The sequence below is a fragment of the Sphingobacterium hotanense genome (genome assembly GCF_008274825.1).
Classification (GTDB): domain Bacteria; phylum Bacteroidota; class Bacteroidia; order Sphingobacteriales; family Sphingobacteriaceae; genus Sphingobacterium; species Sphingobacterium hotanense.
Map to the genome: position 1 here is coordinate 1,265,870 of NZ_CP030848.1, position 14,994 is coordinate 1,280,863.

Annotated in this window: 14 protein-coding genes; 6 read left to right on the forward strand and 8 right to left on the reverse strand. The window is 42.3% G+C overall.

Annotation, left to right across the window (positions count from 1 at the left end; translation table 11 throughout):
- Position 1 precedes the first annotated feature (1 nt).
- Genes DSM08_RS05275 through DSM08_RS05290 form a run of 4 tightly spaced genes read left to right on the forward strand, consistent with a single transcriptional unit; the run spans position 2 to position 4,369 of the window.
- Positions 2-1,450, forward strand: coding sequence for an FGGY-family carbohydrate kinase (locus tag DSM08_RS05275; RefSeq protein ID WP_149525177.1), 1,449 nt, complete (start codon positions 2-4; stop codon positions 1,448-1,450).
- Positions 1,451-2,884, forward strand: coding sequence for an FGGY-family carbohydrate kinase (locus DSM08_RS05280; RefSeq protein ID WP_149525178.1), 1,434 nt, complete (start codon positions 1,451-1,453; stop codon positions 2,882-2,884). It abuts the gene before it with no gap.
- Entirely contained in the window at positions 2,885-3,481 is a 597-nt protein-coding gene (locus DSM08_RS05285) for a histidine phosphatase family protein (RefSeq protein ID WP_149525179.1), read from the forward strand.
- Positions 3,482-3,502: 21 nt separating this feature from the next.
- On the forward strand, positions 3,503-4,369 hold the full coding sequence (locus DSM08_RS05290; RefSeq protein WP_149525180.1) for a glycerophosphodiester phosphodiesterase family protein: 867 nt from the start codon (positions 3,503-3,505) through the stop codon (positions 4,367-4,369).
- A 197-nt stretch (positions 4,370-4,566) separates the two neighbouring features.
- Here the strand turns inward: DSM08_RS05290 and rimK are convergent, their stop codons facing one another.
- The 6 genes from rimK to purH form a co-directional block, all read right to left on the reverse strand.
- Positions 4,567-5,502: a 30S ribosomal protein S6--L-glutamate ligase gene (gene rimK / locus DSM08_RS05295; protein WP_149525181.1), complete on the reverse strand. Its 936-nt coding sequence runs from the start codon at positions 5,500-5,502 to the stop codon at positions 4,567-4,569.
- 38 nt (positions 5,503-5,540) lie between these two features.
- Complete coding sequence (locus DSM08_RS05300) at positions 5,541-5,972, reverse strand: ATP-dependent zinc protease family protein (RefSeq protein ID WP_149525182.1); 432 nt, start codon at positions 5,970-5,972, stop codon at positions 5,541-5,543.
- A gap of 7 nt (positions 5,973-5,979) precedes the next feature.
- The gene (locus DSM08_RS05305; protein WP_149525183.1) at positions 5,980-7,158 is read right to left on the reverse strand and encodes an AIR synthase related protein; all 1,179 of its coding nucleotides are present in this window, start codon (positions 7,156-7,158) and stop codon (positions 5,980-5,982) included.
- Between the two features lie 98 nt (positions 7,159-7,256).
- A complete protein-coding gene (locus DSM08_RS05310; RefSeq protein WP_149525184.1) occupies positions 7,257-7,736 on the reverse strand; it encodes a DNA-deoxyinosine glycosylase in 480 nt (159 codons plus the stop codon).
- A 9-nt stretch (positions 7,737-7,745) separates the two neighbouring features.
- Complete coding sequence (locus DSM08_RS05315) at positions 7,746-8,321, reverse strand: hypothetical protein (RefSeq protein WP_149525185.1); 576 nt, start codon at positions 8,319-8,321, stop codon at positions 7,746-7,748.
- 603 nt (positions 8,322-8,924) lie between these two features.
- Positions 8,925-10,451 carry a bifunctional phosphoribosylaminoimidazolecarboxamide formyltransferase/IMP cyclohydrolase gene (purH, locus tag DSM08_RS05320; RefSeq protein ID WP_149525186.1) on the reverse strand — a complete coding sequence of 509 codons (1,527 nt, stop codon included), beginning with the start codon at positions 10,449-10,451 and terminating at the stop codon, positions 8,925-8,927.
- 219 nt (positions 10,452-10,670) lie between these two features.
- Between purH and DSM08_RS05325 the strand changes: the two genes are divergently transcribed.
- Entirely contained in the window at positions 10,671-11,852 is a 1,182-nt protein-coding gene (locus tag DSM08_RS05325; RefSeq protein ID WP_149525187.1) for an esterase, read from the forward strand.
- Between the two features lie 299 nt (positions 11,853-12,151).
- Here the strand turns inward: DSM08_RS05325 and DSM08_RS05330 are convergent, their stop codons facing one another.
- Complete coding sequence (locus DSM08_RS05330; RefSeq protein WP_149525188.1) at positions 12,152-12,649, reverse strand: TlpA family protein disulfide reductase; 498 nt, start codon at positions 12,647-12,649, stop codon at positions 12,152-12,154.
- 138 nt (positions 12,650-12,787) lie between these two features.
- On the opposite strand from DSM08_RS05330, the gene purN reads away from it, so the two are divergent.
- Entirely contained in the window at positions 12,788-13,363 is a 576-nt protein-coding gene (purN, locus tag DSM08_RS05335; protein ID WP_149525189.1) for a phosphoribosylglycinamide formyltransferase, read from the forward strand.
- Positions 13,364-13,550: 187 nt separating this feature from the next.
- Here the strand turns inward: purN and DSM08_RS05340 are convergent, their stop codons facing one another.
- Positions 13,551-14,987: a serine hydrolase domain-containing protein gene (locus tag DSM08_RS05340; protein ID WP_149525190.1), complete on the reverse strand. Its 1,437-nt coding sequence runs from the start codon at positions 14,985-14,987 to the stop codon at positions 13,551-13,553.
- Positions 14,988-14,994: the final 7 nt, after the last annotated feature.

Below are 14,994 nucleotides of genomic sequence, written 5' to 3' on the forward strand. Positions count from 1 at the left end.
CATGGCACAAAAAGAAGCCTATTTAATAGTAGATATTGGTACGGGTAATGCTCGTGTTGGAGTAGCAACTCCTACCGGGGAGATCTTGAGTATCAAGCGCGAGAATGTTCATTACGAGTCCGATACGAACTACGAGGAATCCATTTTCTTTAATCCAAATGAGCTTTGGGACCAGATCTTGCATCTTGCTCAAGATGCACTGACTGAGGTAGGCGAGGTTAAGATTAATGCCATTACAGCAACTAGCCAACGTGAAGGAATTGTTGTTATTGACGCTGAGGGAAATTCTCTTCTGGGAATGCCAAATATCGATCATAGAGGACGTAAATGGGAAAAAGACCTCACCGATAAAGACACGGTTTACAACCTATCAGGACGTTATCCGACGTCGCTCTTCTCCGCTTTTAAATTAGTTGGTGTAAGGGAAGTCTATCCGGATCTATTCGACAAAATAGCTTGTGTGATGAGCATTAGCGACTGGATTCAATATAAGTTTTCTGGCGTTACGTGCTACGAGCATTCTCAAGCATCAGAAACTTTGCTTTACGATGTAGAGAAAAAACAATGGAGTAACATCTTGCTGGATTTGTTTCATCTTCCAGCGAACATATTGCCACAATTGAAAAATGCTACCTCTGTTCTTGGAACTATCCTTCCAGAGGTGGCAAATACCTTAAGCATTAGCGCGGAGGCAGCAGTAGTTGTCGGGGGAGGAGATACGCAATTGGCAATTCGCAGTATGGATCCGTCTGCAAACGACGTAGTCATTGTATCAGGGACGACGACACCAATCATCAAGATTGTAGATACCTATGAGAAAGATGCGGATCAACGGACTTGGACAAGCCGTCACATCGACGAGCATAACTTCATCCTCGAAGCGAACGCCGGTGTAACTGGGTTGAACTATCAGCGCTTGAAAGAAATCTTCTATCCAAATGAAGGTTATGATGTTATTGAACGTGAATTAGAGGATGCAACCTACTCGCAATGTGTTGCCTCGTTAGGATCACTGATTGCCGATGAGGAAGAGCCTTTGACCAAAGGAGGCTTTATCTTCAATGCACCGGTATCACATCAATTAACGCGTGGCAGTTTTGTATTCGCTATTCTTTGGGATATTGCATGCAGTATCTACGAAAACTACAAGTTCTTATGCGCTGTTTCGCCGCATAACGAATCCTATATCTGGGCATGTGGCGGCGGAGTAGAAAGCCGTAAGCTACGTCAGTTTATCGCCAATCTCTTTGGCAAGAGCATCAAAATACGCGACACATTCCGCCAGGCTTCTGTGCTCGGAGGAGTATTCGTATGTAATGACGCGTTGCATGTTCCGAACATCAGCCCTGAGCTGTTAGAAGAAATCCATCCGCAAGACCATGAAGAATTCGAGCAATTGTATTTGGAGTGGAAAAATGCGCGTAAAACCTTTAAACAAGTAGGAGCATAGATGGACAAATATTTCTTCGGAGTAGACGTCGGAACGCAGGGAGCAAGAATTATATTGGTAGATCAACAGGGAAAGCTGATTGCTTCTGATGCGCGCAAGTTCAATTTAGACGACAGATTCAGAGAGGAGCAATCTCCAGATCTATGGTGGCAAGATTGCCAGGAAATGATGGCTGATCTGATCAGTGCATTACCTGGGCATATTAATAAATCCGATATCCTTGCGCTGTCTGTTACTTCGACTTCAGGGACAGTAATACCACTAGATAAGGACTTAAAGCCATTGCATGATGCAATCATGTACAGCGATCCGCGTTCAGTAGAGCAGGGTAAGCGATGCAAGGAAATCGCCAGCAAATATGTGAAGGATGGCTATACCGGTTTTAATGCTTCATCGGGTATCTCTAAGATGCTTTGGTTTATTGAAACATATCCTGAGAAGGCTGAGCAAATAAGCCTTTGGGTCCATGCCTCTGATTATATAGTTGGCAAGTTTAGCGGCAATTACCATACGACCGATTATACCAATGTATTAAAATCAGCCTATGACCTTGAAAAGTTGGAATGGCCCGCATTTGTTACCCAAGAGATCGGCTTAAAGCCGAGCTGGCTTCAGGAAGTAGTCCCTTCAGGAACCGTCGTTGGTAAACTGGATGCTGACTTAGCAGCTACTTGGGGAATTCCGCGGATTGATGTTGTGGTTGGGATGACGGATGGATGTGCTACACAAATGGCATCCGGCGCTGTAAGGCCAGGGACATGGAATACGACCATAGGAACCACATTGGTAATCAAGGGCGTAACGAAGACTAACGTGGTCGATCCGTTAGGAAGACTATATAGTCATCGTCACCCGGAAGGATATTGGATGCCAGGAGGGGCCAGCAATACCGGCGCTGATTGGATATCCTTGGATTTCGCAGAAAATCTGCAAGAATTAAACGACGAAGCTGAAAAACTAATCCCTACCGGACTTCTTGCCTGGCCTTTAAAACAAGAGGGGGAAAGATATCCTATTATGGCGCCTCAAGCAAGAGCTTTCTTCCCTGAAAACGCGAGCAGAGCAGCACTCTTTACCTCTGGATTAGAGGGGGTCGCTTTTATCGAGCGCCTAGCTTATGAGATTATCGAAGATCTCTCTGGAGAAAAGGTAGAGGCGGTTTATTCGGCCGGTGGAGGCAGTAACTCCGATGTATGGTTAAAGATTAGAGCCTCGGTGATGAATGTGCCGATATTCAAGTGCAAAGAAGCAAGCGGTGCATTCGGGGCAGCTATCATGGCAGCATCGAATACCTATTACACTTCCTTAATCGAAGCGGCTTCTGCCATGACTCAAATTGAGAAAGTAGTACAGCCCGATACAACTTTGCAAGCAGCTTATGAAGAGCAGTATCAAGCATTTAAACAGAAACTTAGCGATTTAAATTATTTATAGATGATTACTATTTGCCTATTACGTCACGGTGAGACAGCATACAATGCCGACGGAAATAAATACTGCGGAAGAACGGATATAGAACTTACGGAAAAAGGACTTCAGCAGGCCAATCGTATGAACGAGCTGTTGAAAGAATTTAGCTTCGACCATATCTTTTCATCTCCGTTAAAGCGCGCTAAGAATACAGCAGCGATCGCTTCCGGCGAAGAAGCACGCGTGGTTGCCGACGAACGCCTTATCGAAGTAGACTTCGGTAATTGGGAAGGGAAGCGTTCGGACGAATTTATTGCTGAAGACCCAGAGTCTTGGGACAATTGGCTTTCCAATCCCGAAGAACATGCAGCAGGTCGTACAGGAGAAACAGCTAAGCAAGTTATTGAACGCTTAAATAGTTTCTATAATGAGCTGATGGAAAAGTATGATGGCAAAACTATCTTGGTTGTTGGACACAATGGCGTCAACCGTTTATTTATGTCGAGCCAACTTGGTATGCCTTTAAAGAACTATAGAAAGATTGTTCAAGAGAATTCTGCACTTACGCTGATAACATTGGATAAACATAAAGGTTTTAATTTGTTAAAGCTGAATGCTTAATTTCGCATACAAAAAATCCTAATGAAAAAACTATTTTTTGCAGGCGCTATATTGATGCTATCGCTTCAAGCCTCAGCCCAAAAGCTACATAAGCTAAACTTCAAGACCGTAGATGAGATGTACGCTTACTTCGAATATGCTCCGGGCAAGAAAGTGATCTCCGGACATAGAGGAACGATTGAGAATCATATGCCAGAGAACGCAATCCCTTCCATGGAAGAAGTTCTGAAGCATACGCTGGCCATCTTTGAGGTTGACCCTCGCTTGACTAAAGATAGTATTCCAGTGATGGTACATGACGCCACACTAGACCGCACAACGACGGGGTCTGGAAAGGTAATCGACTACACATGGGCAGACTTGAAAAAATTGAAGCTGAAAGATAAGCAAGGGCAAGCAACAAAATACAAGATCAATACATTAGACGAGATGATTGCCTGGGCGAAAGGAAAGACCATCCTAAATCTGGATAAGAAAGATCTTCCGATGGAGATGACAGCTGAAATCATCAAAAAGCATGACGCCTATGCTTGGGTATGGGTAACTGTGCACAACGTTGAGCAAGCAAAATTCTACTTGGAGAAGAACCCAAAGCAGTATCTCTCAATGCATATCAAAACACAACAGGATTTAGAGAAATTCGTTCAATCCGGGCTGCCATTTAATCGGATGATCGTTTATATTGGTCCGGAGATAAAAGCAGCGAACCAAGGCATGTACAAATTCTTTCACGAAAAAGGCGTGATGTGCATGATTTCATCGGCACCGACTTACGATAAACTTCCGACCAAAGAAGAACGCGCAGCGAAGTTTAGAGCGGTGTTTGCCGACGGAGCTTCAATTTTGGAATCAGATTTACCGATTGAAGTAAGCCAAGCGTTGAAATAGAAAAGAAAGGTTGTCTTTGGAGCATGAAAGGAAGAATGTATTGTCTTTGAATCAGGAAAGGAAGGATAAAAGGATGACCATGATCCTGCTAATCCTTACATCCTTCCTTTCCTGGTTCAAGACAATCCATAAAAATAGCGCCTAGAAAAACTAGGCGCTACGCTCTTATATCTAATGTCTAAAATCTGACATCTAATCTAAAGATTACTCTGTTTCTTAATCTTTGTTCTTATCGTTGCGGGCTTAGCGAGTTGTTTAGCTTCATATTGCCTTTCGATATATTTGATAATTTCGCTGGCGATATCCTTGCCTGTAGCTTGCTCTATACCTTCTAAACCAGGTGAAGAGTTGACCTCCAAAATCAATGGACCACGGGAGGAAGGCAGCATATCCACACCTGCAACAGTGAGTCCCATTGCACGTGCTGCAGCGATGGCAGTTTCCTTTTCTTTACGCGTTAATTTGATGACTTCGGCAGTACCGCCACGGTGCAGGTTCGAGCGGAATTCGCCTTCCTTCGCTGTGCGCTTCATGGCGCCGACTACTTTGCCATCCACAACAAAAGCACGGATATCCGTTCCTTTTGCTTCTTTAATATATTCTTGAATCAGGATGTTGTTTCCTAAGCCATAGAAAGCCTCGATTACCGAAGAAGCCGCTTTCTTAGTCTCGGCCAGTACCACACCGATTCCTTGCGTTCCTTCCAATAATTTAATAACTAGCGGTGCACCACCTACCATATTGATTAAGTCGTCAACATCAGATGCCGTTCTAGCAAAACCTGTAATCGGTAGACCTAAGCCTGCGCCCGAAAGGATCTGCATACAACGCAGTTTATCGCGCGAACGCGTGATAGCCTGACTCGGGTTGGCAGAAATTACACCCATTACTTCAAATTGGCGAACGATTGCCGATCCGTAAAACGTAACGGACGAACCGATACGAGGAACAATGGCATCGATTTCACCAATATCTTGGCCCTTATAATGTATGGATGGTTTGCCTTGTTGGATGCCGACATAACATTTACTGTGGTCCATGACCACACATTCATGTCCGCGAGCAACGGCAGCTTCAACCAAACGCTTGGTCGAATAAATTGACTTGTTTGTCGATAATACAGCTATCTTCACTTTCTTAGTTCTTTAACAGATAAATGGGCTTTTATATTTTATATCAAATTGGAGGCTAGATTTTTTTTAGCCACATCCACTAAAAATTTTCGAGTGATAAAATTACGCCCTAAAAGCATGGGGAAGGACATTGCTGATCTGTCGCGAAAGGAGAGTTTAATATCGTACAGCTCATTGAACATCCGGATTTTTGTTAGGAATATATAACGGATTTCCGACTGCCCAAAAGAACTCTTAATTGTTCTTTCACGATGGACAGGGAAAGTCAACTTCAAAACCTTATCACTATCGAGGTTCGGACGAATATGACCGATCACGTAGAGATGCCCTTTTTTGTTGACCACTTCCATTTGTTCACAGTGTAGAACAGAAGTCTCGGCGCCAGTATCTATTTTAGCGTCAATATCATAGAGTCCCAATTCGGGCAAATCGATGATTTCTGTTCTACCTATAATTTTCTTGCCGTCCACGTCAAATTTATTCGTAAATAAATTCTCCGTACGGAGAGCGAATAGTTACTTTCTTAGTATCTGCCGCCTCTACACGACCGATGATTTGTGCCGGGATGCCGAAAGATTCCGATATAGCGATAATATCGGCAGCGATCTCCTCAGGAACATAAAGTTCCATACGGTGTCCCATATTGAATACCTTGTACATTTCTTGCCAATCTGTATTCGATTCTTTTTGAATTAACTCGAATAATGCTGGAATCGGGAACAAGTTATCTTTGATTACGTGAACAGCATCCACGAAATGTAATACCTTCGTCTGTGCACCGCCAGAACAGTGAACCATACCATCAATTTGCGAACGGTATTTATCCAAGATCTGTTTAATCACTGGTGCATAGGTACGAGTTGCCGATAAAACAAGCTTACCTGCTGTAATCTCCTCGCCAGTTTCTACTTTAATCTTATCCGTTAATGCCTTTCCGCCAGCGAATACCAAATCGTATGGCACCGCAGGGTCGAAGCTCTCCGGATATTTCTCAGCGATATATTTGCTAAATACATCATGGCGTGCAGATGTCAATCCGTTGGATCCCATTCCGCCATTGTATTCTTTTTCATAAGTTGCCTGTCCGTAAGAAGCTAAACCAACGATCACATTTCCAGCCTGAATACGGTGGTTGGAGATAACGTCTTCGCGTTTCATACGACAAGTAACTGTACTGTCTACGATAATAGTTCTTACTAGATCGCCTACATCAGCAGTTTCGCCGCCAGTAGAGTAGATACCCATACCTAACTCGCGAAGCTCCGCAAGGATTTCTTCAGTTCCGTTGATAATTTCTGCGATAACTTCACCCGGAATCAGGTTCTTGTTACGGCCAATCGTAGAAGATAATAAGATGTTGTCGATTGCACCAACACAAAGTAGATCATCCACATTCATGATGATAGCATCCTGCGCTATTCCACGCCAAACCGACGCATCGCCAGTCTCTTTCCAGTAAACATAGGCTAAAGATGATTTTGTACCCGCACCATCTGCATGCATGATATTACACCATTCCTCATCGGAACCTAATATATCAGGGATAATCTTACAGAAAGCTTTTGGGAACAATCCTTTATCAATGTTTTTAATCGCATTGTGCACATCCTCTTTACCAGCGGATACACCTCTTTGGTTGTATTTTAAATCTGACATCTTGCTTGCAAAAATAAACAAACCTCTTGATTATAGCGAAAGTTTTTCGCGAGCAAATGCCTTTAAATCCAATTCAATAGATTTATTAGGCAGATAGGTTAAAGAATCTGTGCCCAATGCTCTTTAAGAAGCGCTAAATGGAAGCGTGCATTCGCCGGACTGGTGCTGGGAAGTCCAATATATTCAACGCCTTCAACACGCTTTAATAGCTTATCGTGCAAGGCCATCGCCTTCTGTCCATTGAAAAATACGCGTTTGATACCGGGATAGGTAGCGAGCAACTCTGGAATTGCATTCGCCTGCACTTCCGAAATATCCGAGTCCATACTGCCCGGACGGATCGCTGTAGCACAAACATCCCAAAGCGCCACTCCGTTCTTTAACAGAAGCCGCTTACGGTCTTCATACTGACCGCTGAGTTCCTCTTCGAACAGTAGGTGCATCAACTTCCAAAATCTATTCTGTGGATGCCCATAATATTGTTGTTGGAGGAGTGATAGGTCGCCCGGTAAACTCCCTAAAATAAGAACCTTCGCATCAGCGGAGATAATAGGTGGAAAAGAAGATTTAAAATCCATTAAAAAAACTTAATATCTTTTCAATTTACTAATCTTTTCCTTTTGTTGCACTAATACTTCAGCCCGGTCTGCTAACTCAGCCTGCCATTTCGGATCTGCCTGCTCAGGAAGTCCCTTCACGAATTTCCCATCAAAGTAATAGAACCTAAATTCCTCCGCCTTTTCGGTCTTAGAATAATCAAATTCGGGTGCATACATATGCGCATTATAGCGATAGAGTTCCTCCAGAACAAAAGAAACCTGATTGTCCTTGAAGTAATAATAGTCATTCGTGTAACCACCCTCACCATAATATTTGATATCCATCTTCTCCATGATGTTATTCTTGTAGTAGAAATAAGCAATTCCTCCCTCGGTCGATTCGCCCAACACCTCTGCCGAGTCGATTTTATCCCAGTCTGTGATCGCATGAATTCGCTCGTAGTTATCACGAATGCTCTGTATAGTATCTACTTTCACCTGAGTAACCAGACCCGTATCTAGTGCGGTACTATCCGTCTGCGTAGTCTGCTGATTGTTATTATTTCCCTGACAAGCGGCCGCTAGGACCGCAATGGCTAGAGGAATATATGCTAGTGCTCTCATATTATTAGTGTTTGAATATAGAAACGAATAGGAGGGGGTATTGTTTTTTATGAGACATTAGACATTAGATATTAGACATTAGAGTATGGCGGCTTGATATTTGGTTTTGAAAATGTTGTCTGAAAGGATTTGCAGGATGGGTTGTTTTGAACCAGGAAAGGAAGGATTTAAGGATTCGCAGGATCTGGTTTAGCTATTACCTTTTTATTTCGTTTTTCACATCCCTTTTAAACTCCTATCATAGCCCTTTGGGAGCGGCTTTGATAGGGGTTTAAAAGGGATGTGAAAGGGCTTTACAAGGGTTTTAAGCAGAAGGAAAGTAAAGCCGTTTATTATGAAGTATTGACTACGAAAAAAGGATGTAACGACACGATCCTGCCCATCCTTGCATCTTTTTTTTTCTTGGTTCAAAACAACATTTAAGCCAGATCCTGCCAATCCTTGCATCCTTCCTTTCCTGGTTCAAAACAATACATCCATCCTTACATCTTTTTTTAACCCAGCCCCATCCCAATAATCCACAAAAAAAGGGTTGCGAAAGCAACCCTTTTTTCTAGACGACATACGTCTAATATCTAATGTCTAAAATCTAATATCTAACAATTAATGTTTGAAATGTCTAACGCCTGTAGTTACCATAGCAACTCTTTTTTCGTTAGCCATATCTATTGACAATTGATCTTTGATGGAACCACCTGGTTGCAATACGGCTACAACACCAGCGTCACCAGCGATTTCAACACAGTCAGGGAATGGGAAGAAGGCATCCGATGCCATCACACTGCCCTTGATTTCGAAACCGAAAGATTGTGCTTTCTCGATTGCTTGTTTTAATGCATCAACACGTGATGTTTGACCAACGCCTGAAGCGATTAAAGTACCGTCTTTAGCAAATACGATCGTGTTAGATTTTGTATGCTTAACGATTTTATTAGCGAAGTAAAGATCCTTTAATTGCTCTTCCGTAGGTTTTACTTCCGTAATGGAAGTCATTTCCTTAGGACCTTCGACCGTATTGTCTTTATCTTGAAGAATAACACCGTTCAACAAAGTTTTGAACTGTTGTGAAGGTAATGCTACTTCTTTACGACGTAGGATAATGCGATTCTTCTTAGCTGTCAATACTTGTAGAGCATCTTCGCTGTATGAAGGTGCTATCAACACTTCAAAGAATAAGTTGTTGATTTCTTCTGCTGTTTCCTTGTCAACCTCTGCATTGCAGATTAAAACACCACCAAATGCGGATACAGGATCACATGCTAACGCGGCTAACCAAGCCTCTTTGATTGTATTGCGAGAAGCAACACCACAAGCATTGGTATGTTTTAATATCGCGAAGGTAGGCTCCTGGAACTCGTCGATAATAGCAACTGCTGCATCAACGTCTACTAAGTTGTTGTATGAAAGTTCTTTACCGTTTAATTTATCGAACATGGCGTCTAAGTTTCCAAAGAATACACCCTTTTGGTGTGGGTTTTCTCCGTAACGCAATGTTTGTGCTTTTTGCTCCGATTGTTTGAACACTTCGATTGGCTCCTCTTGGTTGAAGTAGTTGAAGATCGCAGTGTCATAATGCGAAGAAGTATTGAATGCGCGTTTCGCAAACGATTTACGTTGCTCTAAACTTGTTGCACCTTCCTGATTTTTTAAGATTTCCTCTAATTCCGTGTAATCATTTTTCGAAGAGATGATCACGACATCGTTGAAGTTTTTCGCAGCGGCGCGGATCAATGAAATACCACCGATGTCGATCTTCTCGATGATATCTTGCTCAGCAGCACCAGATGCTACAGTTTCTTCAAATGGGTATAAATCAACGATCACTAAGTCGATTTCTGGAATCTCATATTGATCTAATTGTTGCTTATCCTCCGCTAATGGGCGACGCGATAAAATACCACCGAATACATTCGGGTGTAACGTTTTTACGCGGCCACCTAAGATAGAAGGGTAACCTGTAAGGTCCTCAACACGCTCCACAGGGATGTCTAAGTCGCGGATAAACGCTTCTGTACCGCCAGTTGAGTAAAATGTAACACCGTAAGTATGTAATAATTGAATTAAAGGCGCAAGGTTATCTTTGTAGTAAACTGAAACCAATGCATTTTTTATCTTAACAGGATGATTCATTGTATTTTGTTTGGAGCCGCAAAGATAAATATTTAAATAGATTATTTGTCTAATAATGTCGATTTATTATCGTTGTTATCGAAAATCGTCGCCTTTAGGATTTTCCGAAAGTTCAGCTTTGAATGGCCGTCAAGAACTTTCATAGCTCTTATGGTTTCAATGGAATGGCAAAAGTTTTTTATATTAGATATATACTATATAAACCTAAAATTCCACAGCATGAGAATAGTTCCTTTGATTTCCCTCGTTTTATTTATTCTTTGCCTTAGCAATCCTGTGCAAGGGCAGGAGAATATTGGTAAAAAGCTGGCGGATGTGCGTTCGCCGGAAGTTGCGGCCAATAATACGGTCACTTTCAATCTTGTTGCTCCGCAGGCCAAGGAGGTTTATGTATTGGGGAATTGGTTGTCTGCGGACTCTCCGGGGGGCGATAAGCTTAGAATGACAAAAAATGCGGACGGTCTATGGACGGCGAAACAAGCCACTATGGGGCGCGATCTATACTTGTATAATTTTCTGGTTGATGGGGTTCGGATCAATGATCCATTAAATGTATACCAGATTCGCGACGTCAGTAATGTGTTCAACTATTTCATAACGAATGGCGCGCAGGCAGAACTTTATAAAACTCATGCTGTTCCGCATGGAACATTGACCAAAGTATGGTATCCATCGGCAATCAATCATGGCGAGCGAAGAATGAGCATATATACGCCGCCGGGCTACGAAGGTTCTAAAAAGTCGTATCCGGTATTGTATCTGTTGCACGGCATGGGAGGCGATGAGGAAGCGTGGCCAAGTTTAGGGCGAGTGACGCAGATTATGGATAATCTGATTGCTGCGGGTCAGATCGTGCCCATGATTGTAGTCATGCCGAATGGACATACCTCTAATTCTGCAGCGCCCGGCAATTCGGAAAAAGGGGAGTACCCTGTTGAATTCCGTACACCCGATGTTGGAACAGGGGAGATGGAATCAAACTTTATGGAAATCATAAACTTCGCCGAGAAGCACTACCGCATAAAAAAAGGGAAAAAGAATAGAGCCATTGCAGGTCTTTCGATGGGAGGATCGCATACCATGGTCATCTCCGCAACTTATGCCAATACATTCGACTATGTCGGTTTATTCTCTGCAGCCTACCGCTTAACGGATGCCGCCAACATCGCTGTTTACGACAATTTCGACCAAAACCTTCTGCAACAAAAGAAGAATGGAACTGCCCTCTATTGGATCGGTATGGGAAAGACAGATTTTCTCTACAAAACCGGCGAAACATACCGCAAGAAACTTGACGAAATCGGAATGAAATATACGTATTATGAATCCGAAGGTGGACATACCTGGTCGAACTGGCGAGATTATTTGGTGAAGTTTAGTGGTTTGTTATTTAGAAATTAGATGTTAGATATGAGATTTTAGACCGTTGGGTCGATTGATTGGTTGGTTGGATGGTTGATTGATTGATTGATTGATTGATTGATTGATTGATTGATTGATTGATTGATTGGATGGTTGATTGGATATTTTGTCTTGAACCAGGAAAGGAAGGATGTAAGGATTAGCAGGATCATGGTCATCCTTTTATCCTTCCTTTCCTGGTTCAAAGACAAAACATCCTGATTATCCTTGCATCCTTCCTTTCCTGGTTCAAAACAAATAACTATCAATCCCACGGTCTAAATTCTCACATCTAAAATCTAATGTCTAATATCCAGATAGGGCAAAAGCTTCCTTAACTTACCTTCGCCGTTGAAATGCTTAATTTCCTTTCCGGTTTCTGCGTTATAGATATACGCAAAGGGGAAGTTCTTTGGGTTAAAGGCTAATATAAACTGACCTGTAGGGTCGTGGAGGAAATGTACATTTGGTTTGCTGATAAGTTCTTTGGCGAACATGTTTAACATGCCTTCGACCTGGCCTTTTTCCTGCATTGCAACAAAATAAAAATCAGTATGCTCTTTAAATTTATCTAAGGACTTTCCGATCTCGGATGCCAGTTCCTGACAATGCCCGCATCCTGGATCGTAGAATACTAATACATTAATTCCTTTTTGCGAGAGCGAATCGGAAGTGAAAGCTTGATTGTTCTCCATTTTGAACATGCCTTTAAAAGTCGGTAATGTATCGGGAACCTGTGCATTGGCAGTAGTCAGCATGATAAGAAATAGGACGAGGCTAAATATAAAATTCTTCATAATCTTGTAAAATCCGCTTTTAACTTAGCTAAATCTACTGATTTCAGCTCAATTGCGAGCCCACTTACCCCTACTTTTCAAAAAAACCGCTATATTTGGATTGATTTCATTTATTTATTTATCAATCAAAGAAACATTGTGAGAAAACGCATCGCTATTTTTGCTTCAGGTTCTGGTTCAAATGCTCAAAAGATTATGGAGCATTTCAAATATTCTGACGGTGCCGAAGTAGCCTTAGTGCTGAGCAACAACCCGGAAGCCTTCGTGTTACAGCGCGCTGATAACTTTGAAATTCCAACACATGTTTTCGATAGACATGATTTTTATGAAAGTAATGAAGTTGTCGATCTATTAAAAAGATTAGACATTGATCTTGTTGTTCTTGCTGGCTTCCTATGGCTAGTTCCAGACAACTTGTTGAAAGCATTCCCAAATAAAATCATCAATATACACCCAGCACTTCTTCCTAAATTCGGCGGAAAAGGAATGTATGGCGATCGTGTTCACAAAGCGGTATTAGAAGCAGGAGAGGAAGAACACGGCATTACGATCCACTTTGTGAATGAAAACTTCGATGAAGGAGAAGTCATCTATCAAGCGAAGTTCCGTGTGGAACCCGGCGATACGCTTGAAGTTATTAAATTCAATGGTCAACAATTGGAGCACTTGCACTACCCGAAAGTGATTGAGAATTTGCTTAAAAAGTATAATTAAGGAAGTATTTAGTAGTTAGTATTTAGACCTAATACTGACTATCCCTTTTTCAGTATTTTGTAATAAGTACCCTCTTGCCCCATCAAAGGGGATGATAGGTTAGACAGGATATTTTGTATTCCGTATAAATGAGACCATATTGGTCGCCATAGGTCTTTATACTAAATACTAACTACTAAATACTATTTTATTTCGTCGTCAATACCTTCTCTAATAGTTTCTTTCCTAGTTCTCCGACACTTAATTCGGAGTTTGCGAGCATAATGACTACTGCTTTTTCATCGGGTACAAAGCCTACAAAGGCGTTGAAACCGCCGGTTGCTCCGGTATGATGGAAATAGATTTGATCATCGAGCATATTCATACGCCAGGCCAGACCGATGTCGTTGTTTGGTGGGATGAAGTATGTGAATTGCTTGGTCAGGTGCATTGCACGTTGGATGTCAGTCTCGGGGAAAGTCAATTGGGCAATGGTGTAGCGAAGTAAATCATTCAATGATGATTTGAGCCCACCCGTGCTTGTCAGGGCTTGGAAATCCCAGTAGGCAACTTCCTCACCGTTTTTGTTGTATGGTTTTGCGATGTTTTTGTTCTTAGGGTCAATCTTATCGCTGGTGTTGGTCATTTCTAAAGGCGTTAGCAATTGTTCTTTCATCAATTGCATGTATGGCTTTTTACTGATGATGCTAATCAACTCACCTAAAAGGCCATAACCAATGTTGCTGTATTCAAATTCTTCCTCTGGTTCGCGTGCTGGTTTTACATGTTTTAAGAAGGAGAATAATGCTTTACGATCGTATACCGCGTAAGGATCTGCCTGATTGAATTTTGGGTTTTTATCAATATAATCGGCTAATCTTGGCAATCCGGAAGTGTGGTTCGCTAAGGTCTTAAACGTAATTTTTTGCAACGCCGGATTCATAGCGACCGAATCGGGAAGGAACTTTGTGATGGTGTCGTCTAGAGAGATTGTTCCTTTGTTGACCAAGTCTGCGAGAAGGGACGCGGTAAATGTTTTTGTTACAGATCCAATCTCATATAGGGTGTTGCCGTCGGGGAGGGTATTGTTTCCCTTTGCCGTTTCCCCGTAGAAGAAACTATTTAGCTTGTTCTTGTGGATGACAGCAATAGCGAGCGACTGCGCATTTTGTTGCTCTGCATAGCTGCGCGCTAGCGAGTCTACAAAGAAATCTAAGGGGTTTTTGGTTTCTACCTGAGAGATAACAGCTTCTTTCTTCGGTCCCTGTTTCGGTTCTATTGGTTGAAACATCAAGCCGGTAAACATCATCGTGGAGTCGATTGCCAATGCTAGCCCAAGTTCAGTGCTCGCAAATGAAACACGATATAGCGCGGTGCCTTTGCTAAATTTGTCCAGCTCCGAGTTTTGAATTTTCCCTAAAGAAAATAGCTTCTCGGAAGTACTGATAAAATCTTCCCTACTGATGGCTTGTTGGAAAGATGGCGCCGCGAGCGAGTAAATAGAGTCTGCTTGCTGCGTATTGATTAAGAATTCGATTCTGTTATATACTGCGCGGTTCTTGCGTTCGTCTTCCGACTGTGCGAATGTGCTCTGCAGCAAAAAGAACAGCATACCGAAACATATGCTTAGATGTTTGATTGTCATCCCCAAA

What these genes read in the sequence shown, in the direction of transcription:
- DSM08_RS05275 (WP_149525177.1), top strand. Translation starts at nt 2, where the DNA reads ATGGCACAAAAAGAAGCCTATTTAATAGTAGATATTGGTACGGGTAAT.
- DSM08_RS05280 (WP_149525178.1), top strand. Translation starts at nt 1,451, where the DNA reads ATGGACAAATATTTCTTCGGAGTAGACGTCGGAACGCAGGGAGCAAGA.
- DSM08_RS05285 (WP_149525179.1), top strand. Translation starts at nt 2,885, where the DNA reads ATGATTACTATTTGCCTATTACGTCACGGTGAGACAGCATACAATGCC.
- DSM08_RS05290 (WP_149525180.1), top strand. Translation starts at nt 3,503, where the DNA reads ATGAAAAAACTATTTTTTGCAGGCGCTATATTGATGCTATCGCTTCAA.
- DSM08_RS05305 (WP_149525183.1), bottom strand. Translation starts at nt 7,158, where the DNA reads ATGTCAGATTTAAAATACAACCAAAGAGGTGTATCCGCTGGTAAAGAG.
- DSM08_RS05310 (WP_149525184.1), bottom strand. Translation starts at nt 7,736, where the DNA reads ATGGATTTTAAATCTTCTTTTCCACCTATTATCTCCGCTGATGCGAAG.
- DSM08_RS05315 (WP_149525185.1), bottom strand. Translation starts at nt 8,321, where the DNA reads ATGAGAGCACTAGCATATATTCCTCTAGCCATTGCGGTCCTAGCGGCC.
- purH (WP_149525186.1), bottom strand. Translation starts at nt 10,451, where the DNA reads ATGAATCATCCTGTTAAGATAAAAAATGCATTGGTTTCAGTTTACTAC.
- DSM08_RS05325 (WP_149525187.1), top strand. Translation starts at nt 10,671, where the DNA reads ATGAGAATAGTTCCTTTGATTTCCCTCGTTTTATTTATTCTTTGCCTT.
- DSM08_RS05330 (WP_149525188.1), bottom strand. Translation starts at nt 12,649, where the DNA reads ATGAAGAATTTTATATTTAGCCTCGTCCTATTTCTTATCATGCTGACT.
- DSM08_RS05340 (WP_149525190.1), bottom strand. Translation starts at nt 14,987, where the DNA reads ATGACAATCAAACATCTAAGCATATGTTTCGGTATGCTGTTCTTTTTG.